The sequence below is a fragment of the Oryzomicrobium sp. genome, assembly GCF_036820405.1.
Lineage (GTDB): Bacteria > Pseudomonadota > Gammaproteobacteria > Burkholderiales > Rhodocyclaceae > Oryzomicrobium.
The window spans coordinates 122,377-141,227 of sequence record NZ_DAISLS010000012.1 but is presented as its reverse complement, the minus strand read 5'-3'; the positions used below and the strand labels follow the sequence as shown (position 1 = coordinate 141,227).

Annotated in this window: 16 protein-coding genes; 10 read left to right on the top strand and 6 right to left on the bottom strand. The window is 66.3% G+C overall.

Annotated features, from left to right (window positions below):
* Positions 1 to 21: 21 nt before the first annotated feature.
* Complete coding sequence (locus tag V7Z98_RS13225) at positions 22 to 1,122, top strand: alkene reductase (protein WP_334158475.1); 1,101 nt, start codon at positions 22 to 24, stop codon at positions 1,120 to 1,122.
* Positions 1,123 to 1,476: 354 nt separating this feature from the next.
* Here V7Z98_RS13225 and V7Z98_RS13220 read toward each other — a convergent pair whose 3' ends face one another.
* On the bottom strand, positions 1,477 to 2,781 hold the full coding sequence (locus tag V7Z98_RS13220; protein ID WP_293260191.1) for a chloride channel protein: 1,305 nt from the start codon (positions 2,779 to 2,781) through the stop codon (positions 1,477 to 1,479).
* A gap of 415 nt (positions 2,782 to 3,196) precedes the next feature.
* On the opposite strand from V7Z98_RS13220, the gene V7Z98_RS13215 reads away from it, so the two are divergent.
* The 3 genes from V7Z98_RS13215 (at position 3,197) to V7Z98_RS13205 (ending at position 5,977) form a co-directional block, all read left to right on the top strand.
* Positions 3,197 to 3,352 (top strand): hypothetical protein, encoded by a 156-nt coding sequence (locus tag V7Z98_RS13215; RefSeq protein WP_334158474.1) that lies wholly within the window; start codon positions 3,197 to 3,199, stop codon positions 3,350 to 3,352.
* Between the two features lie 116 nt (positions 3,353 to 3,468).
* Positions 3,469 to 5,019 (top strand): NYN domain-containing protein, encoded by a 1,551-nt coding sequence (locus V7Z98_RS13210; RefSeq protein ID WP_334158473.1) that lies wholly within the window; start codon positions 3,469 to 3,471, stop codon positions 5,017 to 5,019.
* A 166-nt stretch (positions 5,020 to 5,185) separates the two neighbouring features.
* Positions 5,186 to 5,977 (top strand): class I SAM-dependent methyltransferase, encoded by a 792-nt coding sequence (locus V7Z98_RS13205; RefSeq protein ID WP_334158471.1) that lies wholly within the window; start codon positions 5,186 to 5,188, stop codon positions 5,975 to 5,977.
* Positions 5,978 to 6,161: 184 nt separating this feature from the next.
* Here V7Z98_RS13205 and V7Z98_RS13200 read toward each other — a convergent pair whose 3' ends face one another.
* Positions 6,162 to 6,317 (bottom strand): hypothetical protein, encoded by a 156-nt coding sequence (locus V7Z98_RS13200; protein WP_334158470.1) that lies wholly within the window; start codon positions 6,315 to 6,317, stop codon positions 6,162 to 6,164.
* A 550-nt stretch (positions 6,318 to 6,867) separates the two neighbouring features.
* On the opposite strand from V7Z98_RS13200, the gene V7Z98_RS13195 reads away from it, so the two are divergent.
* The 3 genes from V7Z98_RS13195 to leuE all read left to right on the top strand — a co-directional run bounded on the left by V7Z98_RS13195 (position 6,868) and on the right by leuE (position 10,979).
* Positions 6,868 to 8,886, top strand: a complete 2,019-nt coding sequence (locus V7Z98_RS13195; protein WP_334158468.1) for a DEAD/DEAH box helicase — start codon at positions 6,868 to 6,870, stop codon at positions 8,884 to 8,886.
* A gap of 325 nt (positions 8,887 to 9,211) precedes the next feature.
* A complete protein-coding gene (locus V7Z98_RS13190; protein ID WP_334158466.1) occupies positions 9,212 to 10,057 on the top strand; it encodes an SIR2 family NAD-dependent protein deacylase in 846 nt (281 codons plus the stop codon).
* Positions 10,058 to 10,322: 265 nt separating this feature from the next.
* A complete protein-coding gene (gene leuE / locus V7Z98_RS13185; RefSeq protein ID WP_334158464.1) occupies positions 10,323 to 10,979 on the top strand; it encodes a leucine efflux protein LeuE in 657 nt (218 codons plus the stop codon).
* A gap of 236 nt (positions 10,980 to 11,215) precedes the next feature.
* Here leuE and V7Z98_RS13180 read toward each other — a convergent pair whose 3' ends face one another.
* The gene (locus tag V7Z98_RS13180; RefSeq protein WP_334158461.1) at positions 11,216 to 12,055 is read right to left on the bottom strand and encodes an AraC family transcriptional regulator; all 840 of its coding nucleotides are present in this window, start codon (positions 12,053 to 12,055) and stop codon (positions 11,216 to 11,218) included.
* 317 nt (positions 12,056 to 12,372) lie between these two features.
* Between V7Z98_RS13180 and V7Z98_RS13175 the strand changes: the two genes are divergently transcribed.
* Positions 12,373 to 13,581, top strand: coding sequence for a YbfB/YjiJ family MFS transporter (locus tag V7Z98_RS13175; RefSeq protein WP_334158459.1), 1,209 nt, complete (start codon positions 12,373 to 12,375; stop codon positions 13,579 to 13,581).
* A 91-nt stretch (positions 13,582 to 13,672) separates the two neighbouring features.
* On the opposite strand, the gene V7Z98_RS13170 is transcribed toward V7Z98_RS13175, so the two are convergent.
* Both V7Z98_RS13170 and V7Z98_RS13165 read right to left on the bottom strand, forming a co-directional pair.
* Positions 13,673 to 14,560, bottom strand: coding sequence for a nuclease-related domain-containing protein (locus V7Z98_RS13170; protein WP_334158458.1), 888 nt, complete (start codon positions 14,558 to 14,560; stop codon positions 13,673 to 13,675).
* A gap of 218 nt (positions 14,561 to 14,778) precedes the next feature.
* A complete protein-coding gene (locus V7Z98_RS13165) occupies positions 14,779 to 15,579 on the bottom strand; it encodes a phytochelatin synthase family protein (protein WP_334158456.1) in 801 nt (266 codons plus the stop codon).
* Positions 15,580 to 15,801: 222 nt separating this feature from the next.
* On the opposite strand from V7Z98_RS13165, the gene V7Z98_RS13160 reads away from it, so the two are divergent.
* Complete coding sequence (locus V7Z98_RS13160; RefSeq protein WP_334158454.1) at positions 15,802 to 16,506, top strand: hypothetical protein; 705 nt, start codon at positions 15,802 to 15,804, stop codon at positions 16,504 to 16,506.
* A gap of 9 nt (positions 16,507 to 16,515) precedes the next feature.
* A complete protein-coding gene (locus tag V7Z98_RS13155; protein WP_334158452.1) occupies positions 16,516 to 17,622 on the top strand; it encodes an ImmA/IrrE family metallo-endopeptidase in 1,107 nt (368 codons plus the stop codon).
* A 157-nt stretch (positions 17,623 to 17,779) separates the two neighbouring features.
* On the opposite strand, the gene V7Z98_RS13150 is transcribed toward V7Z98_RS13155, so the two are convergent.
* Positions 17,780 to 18,841 (bottom strand): recombination-associated protein RdgC, encoded by a 1,062-nt coding sequence (locus tag V7Z98_RS13150; RefSeq protein WP_334158450.1) that lies wholly within the window; start codon positions 18,839 to 18,841, stop codon positions 17,780 to 17,782.
* Between the last annotated feature and the right edge of the window lie 10 nt (positions 18,842 to 18,851).

Sequence of the window (18,851 nt, the reverse complement as noted above, 5' to 3'; positions counted from 1 at the left end):
CACACCCACAGGAGCACGTGCATGACCACCCTCTTCGACCCCATCCAGGTGGGCGACATCGCCCTGGCCAACCGCATCGTCATGGCGCCGCTGACCCGCAACCGGGCCATCGGCGGCATCCCCACCGAGATCATGGTGGACTACTACCGACAGCGCGCCACCGCCGGCCTGATCATCGCCGAGGCCAGCCCCATCAACGCCATGGCCCAGGGCTACCTGGACACCCCGGGGATCTACACCCCCGAGCAGGTGGCGGCCTGGCGCAAGGTGACCGACGCAGTGCACGCCGCTGGCGGCAAGATCGTCATCCAGCTCTGGCACGTGGGCCGCATCTCCCACAGCTCCCTGCTGCCCGGCGGCGCCGCCCCGGTGTCCTCCACCAACCACGCCCCGGCCGGCCTGAAGACCTTCACCAGTGAAGGTTTCGTGGACACCACCCCGCCCCGGGCCCTGCGCGACGACGAGATCCCCGGCCTGATCGCCGACTACGCCCACGCCGCCCGTTGCGCCATCGAGGCCGGCTTCGACGGCGTCGAAGTGCACGCCGCCAACACCTACCTGATCGAGCAGTTCCTGCGCGACAGCGTGAACGACCGCAGCGGCCCCTACGGCGGCAGCATCGAAAACCGCGCCCGCCTGCTGCTCGACGCGACCAAGGCCGTGGCCCAGGCCGCCGGCCCCGGCCGCACCGGCATCCGCTTGAGCCCCCTCACCACCTTCGGCGGCGCCACGCCGCTCGACAGCGATCCCCAGGCCCTCTACGGCTACGTGGTGGACCAGCTCGCCCCCCTGGGCCTGGCCTACGTGCACATGATCGAGGGCGAGACCGGCGGCAAGCGCACCCCGCCCGACGCCCCGGCCTTCGACTACGACGCCCTGCGCCGCGCCTTCCCCGGCGCCTGGATCGTGAACAACGGCTACACCCGGGACACCGCCGTGGAAGCCGTCGCCTCCGGCCATACCGACCTGGTGGCCTTCGGCCGCCCGTTCATCGCCAACCCGGATCTGGTGCGCCGCCTGCGCGAAAACGCCCCCCTCAACAAAGCCAACTCCGCCACCTTCTACGGCGGCGGCAGCGAGGGCTACCTGGACTACCCGACCCTGGAGGGCGCCACCGCCTGACCGGCCGCCACGGCCCCGCCCGGGGTCGTGACGGCCACCCCGTGGATGCCCGACTCCCACGATCCACGCTACTCGCTTGGCCCGGCAGCGCCCCTTCCGCTGCCGGGCTTTTTTTATCCGCCCCCCGGAAAACCAATAGGGGCGCCGACCTTCGGATTGCCACCGCCAAACCCCGCGTCCCTATTGGTTTTCCAGGCAGGCATCGTGGAACGCCTTATCCGGCGCGGACCTTGGCGGGGCGGCCTGAAGAATTTCCCCAGAAACTGGGGAAAGGGCTGTGGACAACCGGATTTTTCCCTTTTGCCCCGGGCACATGACGCACCGCCCAAAAAACAGGCGGCGCGATGGCGCGGCCTACGCCTCGGGCCCCTTGCGCGGCGCGGGCAGCCAGCCCGTGGCGAGCTTCTGGTACAGCTCCGGGCTGATGCGCGAGCTGACCGCCTTGGCCAGCAGGGCGATGGCCATCAGGCTGATGACCATCTCATGGCCGTCCACCATTTCCATGACGATGATCGCCGAGGTGATCGGCGACTGGGTCACCGCTGCGAGAAAGCCGGCCATGCACAGGGCGATCAGGGGAATGGCGTCGGTGCTGGCCTGGAGCTGGGCCAGGGTCGAGCCCAGCCCGGCGCCGATGGCCAGGGACGGGGCGAAGATGCCGCCGGGAATGCCCGAGAAGTAGCTGGCCAGGGTGGCGAGAAAGCGGGCGATGGCCACGTACCAGGGCAGCTGCACCTCGCCGGCCACCACCTGGGCGGTGATGGCGTAGCCGCTACCGTAGGAGGCCCCGGCGCTGACCAGGCCGAGCAGCGCCACCGCCAGGCCGCAGCCCCCGGCGAAGAGCACCGGATGGCGGGCGCGCCACTGCCAAAGGGGGCTGTCGCTGCGATACAGGGGCCACAGCATCAGGCGGCTGAACAGCCCGCCGAGCAGGCCGGTGGCCAGGCCGCCGGCCAGGACGGGCAGGATCACCGAATCGCCCAGGGCTGCCACCTTGAGCTTGCCGAAGTAGTTGTAATTGCCGAGCAGGGCGATGGCCACCAGGCCGGCGATGATGATGGTGCTGACCAGTACGCCGCTGGTGCGAGCCTCCAGGCGCCGTCCCAGTTCCTCGATGGCGAAGACGATGCCGGCCAGCGGCGTGTTGAAGGCCGCCGCGATGCCCGCCGCGCCCCCGGCGATCAACAGATCCTGGGGCCGAATCGCCCGGGAATAGGGAAGGAAGCGGTGGGAAAAATGCAGGATCGACGCCGCCACCTGCACCGACGGCCCCTCCCGCCCGGCGGAAAAGCCGCCCAGCAGCGCAAACCCGCCCAGCAGCACCTTGCCCGCGGCGATGCGCAGGGACACCAGCCCCCCCACCTCGCCCCCCTTGGCGGCGATGCGGGTGGCGGCGATCACCTGGGGAATGCCGCTGCCCTGGGCCCCGGGCACGTAGCGTCGGGTCAGCCACACGGTGGCCATGCCGACGGCCGGGGCGAGCAGGAAGGGCAGCCAGGGCCGCCCCGCCACCAGGCCGTCGAAGAGGTGCAAGGCCCACTCCGCCAGCTTGGCGAAGAACACCACCGTGCCGCCCGCCACCAGGGCCGCCGTCCACAAGGTGGCGCGCACCCGCCACCGGTTGCTGCTGAATTGCCGTCTCAGGAAGGCAACGTTCATCGCCGCATGCTCCAACGCCAGACCGCGCCGCCCCTCATCGGCGGGCACGGTGCAAAGGTCGCATGCTACGCCCGCCCCGCCCGCCGGACCTAGCCGGCCGCACCCCGGCCATGCCGCCACCATGGAGGCGCATAAAGATGCCGGCCCCAAACTCCAGGCTGGGCGGCCATCTCCAGCCCGCCAGGGCCAAACCCCGCGCCCCGCCTCGCTCTCCAGCCGCACCCTCTGGAATCCCTTGTCCGGCGCGGGGTTTGGAAGGGCGACCATTCGGACGCCCGGCACTTTCCCCAGAAAATGGGGACAGGGCTGTGGATAACACTGAATTACTCTTTTAGCTCAAGGCTATGACAGAACGCCCAAGAAACAGGCAAAAAATACATAATGCATACCTTGATTAAATAAACCCTGCCATACGATGGATATCGTCATCAAAGCCCTCGGGCTCCTCATCGGCTTCTACGTCTTTCGCGGCCTGCTAGGCAAAGCCCGTGACGGCGACCTGCGCAAATTCCTGATCCTGGTCGCCGTCACAATGGCAGCCATCCTCTACCGACTCGCCGATTCGGCCTGAAACCACGGGCGCGGCGCCAGTTCGCCCCCGCAGATTTCCCCGCCCCCGTTCCCGGACTCGTTATCATGGCGCCCTCGGTGCCCCGGGCCGTTGCCCGGCACCCCACGGAGAACAACATGGCTTCATCCAACGACACTGTCAGCATGGCGGTGTTCTGCGACTTCGAGAACGTCGCCCTGGGCGTGCGCGATGCCCAGTACGATAAATTCGACATCAAGCCGGTGCTCGAGCGCCTGCTGCTCAAGGGCAGCATCGTGGTCAAGAAGGCCTATTGCGACTGGGAGCGCTACAAGGGCTTCAAGGCCACCATGCACGAGGCCAATTTCGAGCTGATCGAGATCCCCCATGTGCGCCAGTCGGGCAAGAATTCCGCCGACATCCGCCTGGTGGTGGATGCCCTGGACCTCTGCTACACCAAGTCCCACGTCAATACCTTCGTCATCGTCTCCGGCGATTCCGACTTCTCGCCCCTGGTCTCCAAACTGCGCGAGAACGCCAAGCAGGTGATCGGCGTGGGGGTGAAGCAATCCACCTCGGACCTGCTCATCGCCAACTGCGACGAGTTCATCTTCTACGACGACCTGGTGCGCGAGAGCCAACGCGCCGCCGCCAAGCGCAACCGGGACAGCCAGCAGCCGCCCAAGCGCACGCCGGAAGAGGAAAAGCGCCGCAAGGAAGAGATGGACAAGCGCCGCGCCCAGGCCGTGGACATGGTGGCCGCCACCTTCGACGCCCTGATGGCCGACCGCAGCGACACCGAAAAGCTGTGGGCCTCGGTGCTCAAGGAAGCCCTGAAGCGCCGCAACCCGGGCTTCAACGAGGCCTACTACGGCTTCCGCGCCTTCGGCAGCCTGCTCGACGAGGCCAAGAGCCGGGGCCTGCTGGAAATCGGCCGGGACGAGAAGTCCGGCACCTACGTCTGCCGCCCCAACAGTGCGGTTCAGATTAGCCAGAGCGCCCCCCGCGGCGAGGCGGCGCCGGCCGCCGACGCGCACCAATCGACGGCTTCGGACGAGGCCAGCGCCGCTGTCGCCCAGCCGCACTCTGCTCTGGTAGAACCGGCCCAGGCCCAGGCCAAGCCCGCTGGCGACCGCCGCCGTGGCCGGGGCCGCGGCCAGGATACGCGCGGCGCCAAAGGCGCCGGATCGGAAAGCGCGGTAACGCCCGCAGCCCCCTCCGTACCGGCCGACCATACCGCCGCGACCGCCGTCCCCAGCCAGCCGGCCCAGGCCGAAGCGAGTACGGCCGACAGCGCCGCCCCGGCCTCTCCGGCTGCCGCGCCGCGCAAGCCGCCCCGCCAGGGCGCCCGCACCGCCAGGACCGCCAGGACCGCTAGCAGCAACCCGACCAAGACCACCGCGCCCGCCGCGGCGGACACGCCGGCGGCGCCCGCCCAAGCGGCAACGGACAGTGCGGCCGGCGCGGGCACCGCCAACAAGGCGGCAAAAGCAGGGAAAGCGGACAAGGCGGAAAAATCGAACAAACGGGCCAAGCCGGCCAAGGCGGAACAGCCGAAGCACGGGGACACGCCGTCCGCCTCCGCCGCGCCCACCGCGGAAGCACCGTCCCAAGGCAAGCCCAGCGCAGCCCGCAAGCCCGCCCCACGCAGCCGCCGGCCGCGCAAGGCGGCCGAGGGTGGCACGGGCGGCAATGGCGCCGCCGAGTAAGCCGTAACCCCCATCGCCGCATCCCGGGCCCGTCAAGCGTGGCCCGGGATGCGGCACTCGATTTCGGGCTCCCGCCCCGACGGCCCTGCCCGGCCCGCCCAGCCCACAGATTCACGGCAGCCGGTAGCAGAATCCGCCCCAACGTCTTTCCTCCCCCCACCGCCACATGTCCGCCGACCATCCCGCCCTCGCCCTGCGCGTCGAGCCCCTTGCCCCCGAGTTCGCTGCTGCCGCCGCCGCCCTGGCGGCGCAACTGGGCCTACCCGGGGCGGAATCTGCCGCGGAATTCGCCGTGCAGGTGGGGCCCGAGGGAGTGCAGCTGGTGGAATTGGGGCCTGGCGCCCCGGGGCCGATTCGGGTGGATTTCGTCGCCGGAGCGGCGGCCCATCGGCGCCTCTACGGCGGCGGGGCCGGGCAGATGATCGCCAAGGCAGTGGGCTTGCAGCCCGGGGTGCGCCCCAGGGTGCTGGACGCCACCGCCGGCCTGGGGGGCGACGCCTTCGTGCTGGCCCAACTGGGCTGCGCCATGACCCTGCTGGAGCGCCAGCCGGTGGTGGCGGCCCTGCTCGCCGACGGCCTGGTCCGGGCGGCGGCGGACCCGGAGGTGGGCGCCATCGCGGCGCGCATGAGGTTGATCCGGGGCAACGCCATCGAGGCGATGGCCGCCTGGGCGGACGAGCCGCCCCAGGTGATCTACCTGGACCCGATGTTTCCGCACCGGGACAAGAGCGCCCTGGTGAAGAAGGAAATGCGCCTGTTCCGCCCCCTGGTAGGGGACGACGACGACGCCCCGGCCCTGCTGGCCGCGGCCCTGCCCCTGGCCAGCCACCGGGTGGTGGTGAAGCGCCCGCGTAAGGCCCCGGCCATCGCCGGCCCGGCCCCCAGCTTCGTGCTGGAGGGCAAGTCGAGCCGCTACGACATCTACGCCAGAAAGTCGCTCAAGCCCAAGGCGGGCTGAACACGCCAACCTGCCCGGCACACCCGGCGCCGGGCTGCCGTATTGGTCAAGCTACCCGGCGTCGGACGGGCAGACGCCACAACGCCCTGCCGCGCCAGCGGAAGCAGCGCGAAGCAGCGGCAAGGCAGCGACGAACCGGCGACGCCGGCCCACCCACCCTGCCGGCCGTGCCGGAAAAACAACCTCAGTGATGATGAGGCTGGGCGCCGGCAACCAAGGGCGCCACCACGTCCTCGACCTCGTGGGGGTGCTTCTTGGCCATCTTGGCCGCCTTGCGCTCCTTGGGGGTGAGAAGGGGCGCCTTCTTCGGTTCCTTGGTGCCGTGTCTGAACTTGCTCATGATCGCAACTCCTGAACGGCCGGGGCTGGACGGCAAGCGCGATGCGCAGGTGCACCGCTGCGCCGTCCGGTTTCATCCCGGCCCATCCGTTCACTATAGGCCACTCCGGGCGACCCACCGCTTGCGCTCCCGACCATGGGCCATTGCCTTTTTCCGCCCCGGGTTTGTGCCGCGCAGCAAAAGCTGCCATAATCTCACCCTTGCCTCGGAGTCAGAGTGCCTCGCCCGGTGTCACGTGGGCGAAAATTTTCTGACCGTTCCAGGGAAAAGCCCCGCCAGCCGGCGAAGTCGTTGCTCTCGTAGCCGTGTAGTCCGGCAGCCAGAATTGCTTTTCCGTCACCGCTAGTCATCGATCTCTAGCCCCCTATCGTCAGGGCCCGTTTTCCGGGTTTCCTGGTCGGCATACCGGTTGGCGTCGATGTGGGTGTTGATTACGCCAATCCGTTGCGGCCAATTGCGCATGTCGTGTTTGCGCGCTGGGTGCCGTTCGCGTTTGCCGAGGCCCGCCCTTGCCACCAGGCAAGCCTTTACGCAATCCAAGGAAAACCTGATGACCGTTTCTTCGATCGAGAATCTCGACGCTGCCCCCATTGCCATCGCCGACGCTGCCGACGCCGCCCCCGAGGCCGTCGTTACCGCCAGCGCCGCGCCCGCCCAGGCGTCCGAGCCGACCGAAACCGTTGCTGCCGAGGCCGCCGACATCGCCATTGCCACCGATGCCGCTGATGCCGCCGAAGCACCGGCCAACCTCTTTGCCGAACTGGGCGTGGTCGCGCCCATCGTGCGCAACCTGACCACCCTGGGCATCACCGCCCCCACCCCGGTGCAGCGCCAGGCCCTGCCGATCCTGCTCGGCGGCGCCGACCTGATCGCCTCTGCCCCCACCGGCACCGGCAAGACCGCTTCCTTCCTGCTGCCGGCCATGACCCGCATGCAGCAGCAGCCCGCCAAGGCCCGCGCCATCGGCCCGCGCCTCCTGGTGCTGACCCCGACCCGCGAACTGGCCCAACAGGTGTCCAAGGCCGCCATCAGCTTCGCCAAGGGCATCAACCGCATGAAGACGGTGTGCATCACCGGCGGCGAGTCCTACTTCAACCAGAACCGGGTGCTGTCCTCCCCCTATGAAATCCTGGTGGCCACCCCGGGCCGTCTGATGGACCAGATGAACAGCGGCCGCATCGACTTCTCCCGCCTGGAAATGCTGGTGCTGGACGAAGCCGACCGCATGCTCGACATGGGCTTCTCCGACGACGTGATGGCGATTGCCGAAGCGCTGCCGACGGAACGCCAGACCGTGTGCTTCACCGCCACCCTGTCGCCCAACGTGCAGGCCCTGACCGGCCAGCTGATGAAGTCGCCCCAGATGATCTCGGTGAAGGCCGAAGTGTCCCGCCAGGACGCCATCGACCAGCACGTGGTGTACGTGGACGACATGGGCCACAAGCGCCGCCTGCTCGACCACTGGCTGGCCAAGGACGACACCGGCCAGGCCATCATCTTCACCGCCACCAAGCGCGACGCCGAGCTGCTCGCCGAGGAACTGGGCGCCGCCGGCCACTCCACCGTGGCCCTGCACGGCGACCTGCAACAGCGCCAGCGCACCCGCATGCTCAACCAGCTGCGCCAGGGTGCCGCCCGGGTGCTGGTGGCCACCGACGTGGCCGCCCGCGGCATCGACGTACCGGCCATCACCCACGTCTTCAACTTCGACCTGCCCAAGTTCGCCGAGGACTACGTGCACCGCATCGGCCGCACCGGCCGCGCCGGCGCCACCGGCATGGCCGTGTCCTTCGTCGGCAAGCAGGACGTGTTCACCCTGCGCCGCATCGAGCGCTTCATCGGCAACAAGGTGAAAGTGACCGAGATCGAGGGCCTGGAAGCCCGCTTCAAGCCCGGCCAGGAACGCCGCGAAGGCGGCAACAACCGGGGCGGCAAGTTCGGCAACAAGGGCGGCTACGGCAACGGCAAGCCCGGCTTCCGCAAGGAAGGTGGCTTCGGCGGCGGCGAGCGCAAGCCTTACGGCGACCGCGGAGACCGCCAGTTCGCCGACCGTGGCGACCGTCCGGCCCGTCCCTACGGCGACCGGCCGCAAGGCGATCGTCCCTACGGCAACGGCGGCGACCGCCCCTACGGCAAGCGTCCCCAGGGCGACCGTCCGTTCGGCAACGACCGCCCCTACGGCGAACGCAAGTTCGGCGGTGAGCGTCAGCCCTCCAACTGGGGCAACGCCAACCCCTACGCCCGCCCCGAGCGTCCCCGGGACTTCGACGAGCGCGAGATCCAGCGCCGCGAGTTCCTGGCCCGCGAAGGCAAGGGCGCCCAGGGGGCTTCCGAGCACTACACCGGCTTCACCCACCACGGTTTCGGCGACGGCAACCGGGGCAAGGGCGGCTTCAACGGCACCGACAAGAACCGTGGCGGCGGCAAGCCCGGCGGCTTCGCCCCCAAGCAGGGCGGCTTCAAGCGCCCCGGCGAGCGCGCCCAGCACCACGCCCATGACGGCCGTGGCGCCGGTGGCAACGGTGGCAATGGCGGCAACCGGGCGTCCCGCTTCGGCCGGGACGACTAAGGCCGCGACAGCCTGAACCAGCAGCCCCCGCGTCCTGAGCGGGAGCGGCACGAAAACAGCGAGGCGCCTTGTGGCCCTCGCCGTTTTTTTATGGGAACTATAGCGATGACGTGCTGAACCGCATCCAACGCAGCGTTCGCAGAACCGCAGAGAACGCTGAGAACAGGCGAACCACCAAGACGCCAAGAACACCAAGCAGCACCAAGATGGAAACCGGCAGCAAGTCTTTCCTTGGTGACTCTTGGCGCCCCCTTGGTGCCTTGGTGGTTCGCTTTTCCCCCAGTGCGCACGACAAATTAACCGCCCTCCCCGTTCCGCCACGCCGATGACTGCTCCCACCTCCCCTTTCGACCAGGCCATCGCCCGGGCCGCCGCGCTGATCGGTACGGCCGACGGCCTGATCGTCACCGCCGGCGCCGGCATGGGGGTGGATTCGGGCCTGCCCGATTTTCGCGGCAACGCCGGCTTCTGGCGCGCCTACCCGGCCCTGGCCGAGGCGGGCATCGACTTCACCCGCATCGCCAACCCGGCCGCCTTCGTGCGCGCACCCCGCCGGGCCTGGGGCTTCTACGGCCACCGCCTGGCCCTCTACCGGGACACCGCGCCCCACGCCGGTTTCGCCGTGCTGCGCGCCCTGGGCGCGGCCATGCCCGGGGGCGCCTTCGTCGTCACCAGCAACGTGGACGGCCAGTTCCAGAAGGCCGGCTTCGCCCCGGAACGGGTGCTGGAAATCCACGGCTCGATCCACCACCTGCAATGCCTCACGCCGTGCGACAACGCCGTGTGGCCGGCCGACGGCGTGGTGCCGCAGATCGACGCCCGGCGCTGCGAATGGACCGGCGCCGACCTGCCGGCCTGCCCCCAGTGCGGCGGACTGGCCCGGCCCAACATCCTGATGTTCGACGACTGGCAGTGGCACAGCGCCCCGAGCGACGCCCAGCGGCGCCGCTTCCAGGCATGGCGGCAGACGGTGGAAAAGCCGGTGGTGATCGAGCTGGGCGCCGGCATCGACCTGCCCGCCATCCGCCACATCGGCGAAGCCCTGGATGCGCCGCTGATCCGCATCAACACCCGCCATCCGGACCTGCCCCGGGGCCAGGGCGTAAGCATCGCCGCCGGCGCCCGGGACGCCCTGACGGCCCTGGCCAGCGCGCTCGGGCTGGCGATTTAGGGCGAAATCAAGGCCAAGGCCGAACCGCCCCCTCAGGGCCGCACGGGGCGACGGCAAGCTGAACAAGCGGAGGAAAGCCGGAACGTAGGTGTGGCCGCGCCGTATCAACCGGCAGCGGCCCCGCCACGGCCAACCATCCGTCACCGCCACCGCCCCCTGCCACCAAGCACCACGCGCCGCACTGCCCCGATACCCCCGGACCGGGTCGCGCCGCCCGGCCCCGCGGCGTTACCATCCTTCCTTTGCCTCCCTGGGACCGACCGCCATGCACTACGGCATCACCGACCTGGCCACCTTCGTCCTCGGCACCATCTTCATCGTGCTGGTGCCCGGCCCCAACTCCATGTACGTGATGACCGTGGCCTCGCGCCAGGGCATCGCCGCCGGCTACCGGGGCGCCTGCGGCATCTTTCTCGGCGACCTGATCCTGATGGTGCTGGCGGCCACCGGCGTGGCCTCCCTGTTCAAGGCCAACCCGGCCCTGTTCGTGGTGCTCAAGTACGCCGGGGCCGCCTACCTGGTCTATCTCGGTCTGAACCTGGTGCGCGCCGGCATCCGGCGCTGGCGGGGCGCGGCCCAGGCCGCCCCGGAAACACCGGCAACCCCGCCGCCGGAGGCCGCCCGGCCGTTCCAGGTGGCCCTGCTGATCAGCCTGCTCAACCCCAAGGCGATCCTGTTCTACGTGTCCTTCTTCATCCAGTTCGTCTCCCCGGGCTACGCCCACCCGGCCCTATCCTTCCTCATCCTGGGGACCATCGTGCAGATTTGCAGCGCCGTCTATCTGTCGGCCCTGATCTTCGGCGGCAGCTATCTGGCTGAGACTTTCCGCCGCCGCCGGCGCCTGGCGGCCGGAGCCACCGGCGGCATCGGCGGCCTGTTCATCGGCTTCGGCCTCAAGCTGGCCGACGCCGGGGTGGGTTGAGCGGAACGTTTTCTCCGTTTCGCCGGCCACCGTCCGCCACCCCGGTTTCGGCCGGCCGGCATCGGGGCGTGCTCCCAGATACTTTAATAAAATTCATGTATTGAGCAGGCAAAAAAGCAAAGGTCCGCGCCAGTTCTTGAGTTTTGAAAAACGGCCGGCGCGAAACATGAAGAAAATTAATAGATCGGCCATAACGTCGGCGCCTGCGCCGCTCCGGCCTGCCCAACCCCCAGGCGTCAGCGCGCCCGCCACTCGGTGGGGGCGCAGCCCATCTCCTGGCGGAACATGTAGGTGAAGGCCGAGGTGGAGGCGTAGCCCAGGTCCAGGGCGATGTCGGTGACGCTGCGCCCGGCGCACAGCCATTCCAGGGCGCGAAACAGGCGCAGGCGGTGGCGCCAGTCGCGCAGGGTGATGCCCACCTCCCGCTCGAAGTGGCGGGCCAGGGTGCGGGCGGAGGCGCCCAGTTCCCGCCCCCAGTCGTCGGCGCTGCGGCCGTCCGCCGGGTTGGCGTAAAGCGCCTCGCAGATGCGGTGCAGCATGGGGCTCTGGGGCCAGGGCAGGCGGAAGTTCTGCACCGGCAGGCGGCGTAGCTGCTCGACGATCAGGGCATTGAGCTTGTCGATGTAGGCGTCGTTTTCAGCCGCCCCGCCGGCATCCTCCTCGGGAATACCCACCGGCACGCCCGCCGGGCCGATGGCCGGGCTGACCGCCTCCAGCTCGACGATCAGCGCCCGCAACAGCGGTGTGACGGCGAGCACCGTGCAGGTGTCCGGCATGTCCAGCCCGGGCTGGTCGGCCACGTAGAGGTTGCGGAACTGGGCACCGTTGAGGGCCCCGGTGGTGTGCAGCACCCCGGTGGGCACCCAGATGGCCTGCTCCGGGGTAATCACGTGCCAGGCGTCGGCAATGGTCACCACCAGGGTGCCGGAGGTGGCATAGACCAGCTGGTTCCAGCGGTGGCTGTGCAGCGGGAACACCTGCCGCGCCGTGAGGTTCTGGGAGCGGGGAAAGATCGGCTTGGGCAGCGTCTCGATCTCGGGCACGTCGATGGTGATCCAACCGGCGGTTTCCAGCATGGGGTCTCCCGCGATCCGGCTCGCTGCCGGGCGCTCTTCCTGGCCTTGTCCGGGTAATTTCCGGGTAATTTCCCTGGCTTATCCCACTCTATTCGCCACCCGATTCGCCCCCCATGCCAGCGGTGCCCGCTGGCTTGCCCCGGTGGTTGGCGGCACCGGCGCATCACTGGTGGCGGTAGCGGCGTCGAAAGGCACACCTCGCCAGATGATATATCAGTGTGTCGCTTCATCGATACAACTCGTCATTGTATCGAAAGAGTCCCAATCCCCGTCCCGGTAGCATGGGCCCCACAAACCCATAACAATCAGGACGAGACATGCCCCCCAACGCCGCCGCCCTTCCCCACAGCAGCACCGCCGAGCGCTACCGCGTCATCTTTGCCGGAATCTGCGCCCTCATCCTCACCGTGGGCCTGGCCCGCTTCGCCTACACCCCCCTGCTGCCGCTGATGCGCAACGAGGCCGGGCTGTCGTACCTGGCCGGGGGCTGGCTGGCCACCTTCAACTACGTCGGCTACATCGCCGGGGCCCTGTTCGCCGCCTCGATCAGCGACCTGCAACTCAAGTACCGCCTCTACCGCATCGGCCTCATTCTGGCCGTGGCCACCACGGCGGCCATGGGGCTAACCGACAACCTCTACCTGTGGGTGCTGCTGCGCTTCGTCGCCGGGCTTTCCAGCACCGCCGGGATGCTGATCGCCTCCGGCCTGGTGCTCAACTGGCTGATCCGCCAGGGGCACAAGCCCGAGCTGGGCCTGCACTTCGCCGGCCTGGGCATGGGCATCGTCGTCTCGGGCCTGGCCGCCGCCGCCATGGCCGGGCGCCTCGCCTGGGACGAGCAGTGGCTGGCCCTGGGAGTCCTCGGCGCGGCCTTCTTCCTGCCCGCCTGGTGGTGGCTGCCCGCCCCGGCCAGCCTGGCCGCCGGCGCCGCCAAGGCCGCCGCCACGCCCCCGTCGCGGCGCTGGATGGGCCTCTTGATCGCCGCCTACTTCTGCGCCGGCTTCGGCTTCGTCGTCAGCGCCACCTTCATCGTCGCCATTCTGGAAAAGCTGCCCCTGCTCACCGGCAAGGGCGCCCTGGTGTGGGTGATCGTCGGCGTGGCCGCCACCCCCTCCTGTTTCCTGTGGGACCGCATCGCCGGGTCCATGGGCCAGATCCCGGCCCTGCTGCTCGGCTTCGGCTTGCAGATCGTCTCCATCGTCCTGCCCGTGCTCTCCCAGGACCCGGTGCTCAACCTGGTGGGCGCCGTGCTCTTCGGCGGCACCTTCGTCGGCATCGTCAGCCTCACCCTCTCCCTGATCGGCCGCTGTTTCCCCGAGAACCCGGCCAAGGCCATGGCCCGCCTCACTCTGAGCTACGGCGTGGCCCAGATCGCCGCCCCGGCCATGGCCGGCTACATCGCCGCCGCCAGCGGCAGCTACCTGGGCTCCCTGGTGGTCGCCGCCGTGGTGATGGTGGCCGGCATGGGCCTGCTGCTGATCCTCAACAAGCAGCAAGGGCTGGCCCCCAGCCTGACGGGCCGCTAACGCCGGCAGTCCTGGCCCCCACGATCCGATCCAAACGAAAACGGCGAGGCGCCTTGCGGGCCTCGCCGTTTTCGTTTCCAGCATCAGCACGCTACACGGCAGGTGCCTGAACCAGCTTTCCAAGCTGGAACGCTGCCCGCTGAATGGCTTGCGTATCCAGTACAGGTGCTCTGTCCGGTAGAAATAGACGCCTGACGTTCTTCGGATTGACGACTCGCACGGTGCTGCCCGTCGGCCTGACGCTGTCCACGACGAACCACCCCGGTAGGGCGAGCACTGGAATGACTTGATAGAGTTCGCCCGTGGAATTCTTGAGGTATGTCGACAGCCATTTGGCCTGCCTGCTTGCCTGCTCAATAGGTTCCGTTTCCGTCCAGCACGGAAAGCGCAATTGCTTACCGTCGTACTGCACCTTGGCCCCTGCGGCGCCATTGCCCGCCGGAGGTTTCATCCGGGATTTGGTCTCGATGGCGAACACGCCTGCCGGGGTGATGACGACATGGTCGATGTTGAAGCCCTCGGCCTGAATGTCGTGAAAGATGTGGTTGTCGCCTGCCAGCGATACCGCAATCTCCTGGGCCGTAGCCTGCTCGGCGCGGATGGCCTGGCGCAAACGACGAGACTTGGGCATTTCTGCCATGATCAGCCGGCCATAGTAGACGCCGCTCCCCAAGACAGCGCATAGCAGAATCGTGTCGAACCAGCTCCAGGTCGAAAAATCAGGAGCGACCCGCCGTGAAAGGATGGTCTGTACGACGGCCAGGCCAATGAGCAGAGCACTCAGCACTCGCTCCATCTGGCGATCCAGCAACTCATCACGCGCAGCTTGCAGGCTTGCTCCAGGCAACCGGCGCAAATCCGTCGTGAGCGCTTCGCGACGTTCATCGGCATCCAGCCGATATTTTTTCCAATAGACCAAAGCAACAACTGTCAGCACGGGGACTAGCCCCAACACAACCATCAACACCTGCCAGAGCATTCGTTCTCTCCAGATATAAATATCGCCGCATTCGCGTTGCCGCATGCGCCGGCATCACGAGAATGACAATATTCTAGCCGGCCGCATCCACCCGATGCACAGAGCAGCGCTAGACCGAGCCCGATTAGCCCCCAGACAAGCAGGTTCAAACAAAAACGGCGAGGCGCCTTGTGGGCCTCGCCGTTTTGCTTGGGGGACGTCAAAAACTAACTGCTGGTTCAGCGCGGCCGCACCAGGATGTAACCCCGGTTCTCCGCCCCGTCCCGGGTGCGCATCCCCTGGATGAGGGTGGCGAGGGGCATCCAGACCCATGGGTAGTGGCTGGGATGCACGTCCAGGATCAGCACCGAATCCGTGGCCGCGTCGTAGGCGCCCACCGGCGAGATATGCCCGCCCCCGGCCTGGCCCACCGCCGAGCGCAGGTAATTGACGATCACGTAGTCGCCGCCGCGCTGGAGGTTGTCCACCAGGTCGCGGCGAATCTCGGCCTCGGGCTTCTGGTCATCGACGATCACCAGCTTGGTCGCCACCTTGTACGCCCGCAGCAACTCGTCGAGTTGGCGCAACTGGTAGCCGCCGTCCCGCACCATCCGCCCCTCCACCGCCATCGGCTCCCCCAGCACCTGAGCCCGGGTCTTCCTGCCCGCAGCGATCACGCTTTCCTGGGTATAGCGCCGATCCGTCAGCTCCAGCCCCCGGGGCAGGTAGCGGGTATCCGCCGGGGTCAGCCGACTACGGTCGTGGGACGCCTCCACCCCTTGCGGGTCCAGAGCATTGAGCACGATGGCCGCCATGGCCGGCGCACAGAAGGCAATCGTCGCCTGGGGCTCGAACTGGTTGGCCAAGGGAGCGAAGTCGCTTTTTGCCGTGGAACGGGAGAGGCGGTCCAGGCCTTCGGGGGAGGCGAAGGGGGTGAGGGGCTGCGTTCGCGCTGGTGCCAGAGAACCTTCAGCGAGGGCAAAGGTATTCAGTACTCCAGCTACCACTAGTGCTGAGACGGCACGGACAAAAAATAGCATTTTTTACTTTAAAAACTGGAGCTTAGCAGTTATCACCACACTGTAGCGAATCTTCGGCTTATACGATTGGATGCTTGGTTTTTAGTGTACAAGGGTCTTCTCAAAATTACAGTCGGACCCAGCAGCCCAGCAGAAATTTACTGGCTGACAGCCTACGTCCAATTTCCGCTTTTACAACCTCAACATGAGGTATAATTTCCGGAAACACTGAAGGAGTTACCTATGCCTAAACGCAAGTTCGAGCTGGCCTATTCCAACGTACTCACCCCTCGCGCCAAGACCATCGTCGAGGCAGAGCTTGTTGAAACACGGCTGCAAGAGCTATCACCAGACTTATCAAACAGGCTCCTGCACAATTCTATCCAGAGTGGACTTGGTGCCCGCAATGACACTACACGTGCCTCTGCCGTCACAGCAGCAGGTGTACAGCAATGGTTCAGGACAGTAGAGGCATTGCGTACCTTGCTAAGCGAAAAGCAGTGGCACATTCACAACGAAAAAAACTGCCCTTTCATCAGCTCGCCTGACCGCTCTGTATCTATCGTGGTAATGACAGGTAACAGTGAAACTGGCAAACAAGGCTTTGAAGACCCTACCAACCAAGCCGAAAAAGGCGTAGTCGTTGAAGGTTTTGTCCAATCCAATCGTCAGCTTGAATTATTCAACCAGGACGCACTGAAGCTGGTAAAAGCGAAGAAAAAGGAAACTCAGGTTTGGGCTTTCCTTTACCACTATGATAAAGCGTTGAACGAGGTGAGATTCGAACTCTCTTACCCCACAGGATTCACCAAGAAGAAAATTACTGCTTGGGGTGAACGTCTAATCTTTGGCAGCATCCCCAACAACCCTTCAGACTTCACCATTCGCAAGGACATCCCCAATGCCCCAGCCACCGTGGAAGTCGAGCCCAAAACTGGTACTTTTTGATTAAGCATCATGGCAGAAATCAACCCCTCGCAAATTACATTTGCCCGGGTTAGAAGGCGCCTTACAAAAGCCCAATTAGCCAAGGACTTGGGCGTCACTAGCCGTAGCATCCAGAACTACGAGTCAGGGGCCTCTGCTCCTGACCCTGAAACCCTGGCAAAGATGGCAAAACTGCTGAACTTCCCACAGCAGTTTTTTTACATCGAAGAAAAGATGCCAACCATCGGAGAGCATGCAGCCAGTTTCCGATCGCTCTCAAAAATGACAGATGCAATGCAAAACTGCGCTCTCAACGCAGGCGCCATTGCCTTCAAGATCAATGAATGGATCGAGAAAAGATTCAACCTACCTCAAGCTGATCTACCTGATCTTAGCGACCTCACCCCCGAAGAAGCCGCAGCTACCTTGCGTCGCATGTGGGGCCTGGGTAATGCACCAATTCCCAACTTGATTCACCTATTGGAATCCAAAGGCATTCGCGTCTTTTCGCTGGCAGAAGAGGCCCGCGAAGTGGATGCTTTCTGCACTTGGTACGACGGCAAGCCGTTTGTATTCCTCAATACGATGAAATCTGCCGAACGTAGTCGCTTTGACGCAGCTCATGAACTCGGCCACTTGGTACGCGATGTCTATAGCATGCAACATGGCGAGGCCCACGGCCCAGAAATGGAGCGCCAAGCAGATGCATTCGCCTCAGCCTTTCTCATGCCAAAGGAAAGCGTAGTCGCCAATAAGCCGCCAGCATTCACTATCAAATATCTGATGAAGCTCAAGCGATACTGGGGGGTATCGCTGGCCGCGCTAGCCTATCGCTATAACACATTGGGGCAAGTTACAGAGTGGACCTACCGTAATCTGTGCATTGAAATCGCTAAAAGTGGGTACCGTACAAACGAGCCAGAGCCGATGGAGCATGAAAGCTCTCAGCTGCTGACCAAGGTGCTAGATTTTCTACACAGCCATAATTCAGGCCGAGGTGAAATCGCTAAAAATCTTTCCATCAGCGTGGATGATATAAATGCGCTGACCTTCCAACTGACACGGCTATCGGTAATTTCGGGAAATGCAACCACCGAAATAAGTTCAAGACAGCCACCTAAACTCCGATTGGTATGATTGGTATAAGTGCACCATCATTGCAGACTGACCACATCAAATAAGAGCCCCCCCAAACACCGCGCCCCTGCTCGCTCTCCAGCGGATATCCGCCAGAAGCCAACAGGGGCGCGGTGTTTCAAGGGGGCATCGTGGAGATGCCCGTCCTACCTGGGGTTTAGAAGGGGGGATCGTCGTCCGCCGTGGTGGCCGGGGCCGGAGCCTGAGTGGGGCTGGCTGGCTTTGCAGCGGCGGTAGCGCCGGCAGCGGCTTCGGCCGAAGCCCCCTCGCCGTCGCGGATTTCGCCGCCCAGGGCTTCCAGCAGGTCGGGGAGGAAGCGTTGCAGTTCGCCGCTCATCAGGGCGAATTCGGCGTCGAACAGTTCGTCGCCGTTGGCTCCATTGGCTTCGTTGGCCTCTTCTTCCTTGGTGTCCAGGTGGGCGAGGCGCTTGATCTCGAGCTTTTCGGTGAGCACGAAGGAGAGCCGGTCGCCCCAGGTGAGGGCCAGGCGGGTGGGCAGCTTGCCGGCTTCCAGGTGGGTGCGCACCTGGGCCTGCACTTCGTCGGTGTCCAGGGCGTGGCGCACGTAGCGCACGGTGGATTTTTCGTCGGAGACGGCCTTCAGTTCGCAGTCCCGGTCCACGGTGAAGCCGGCGGGGGCTTCGCCGGCGGCGAGCCAGTCGGCCATGGCCGAGGTGGGGGAACGCTCGGTCTTGATCGGCTTGACCGGGAAGTCGTCCAGGGATTTGGCCAGCAGCTCCAGGGCGTCGTCGGCCTTGCCGCGGCTGGCAGCGTCCACCGCCAGCCAGCCGTTGACCGGGTCGAGCCACAGCCAGGTGGTGGAGCGGCGGGTGAAGGCCCGGGGCAGCAGTTCCTCGGTGACCCGTTCCTTGAGTTCGCGCAGTTGCTTGCGGCCGGGGCGGAAGCCCTGCTGGGCTTCCAGCTCGTCGGCCCGGTCGGCGGCAACCTGGTTGACCACCGACGAGGGCAGCAGGCGGTGCTCGGTGGCCATGGCGATCAACCACTGGCCACCGACGGAATGGACCAGGGGCAGGGCGGCGCTGGCGGCGTCCTTGTCGGCTTTTTCGAGCTTGCCCCGGGGCGGGACCCAGCCCCGGGATTGCTTGTCCTGGCTGCCACAGCGGGTGAACACCACCCGGCCGAGCTGCTCTTCGAGCTGGGCCAGGGCGAGGGGGAAGGGGCTGGCGAGGCGGTACAACTGCAGGTTCTTGAACCACATGGCGGGTGTT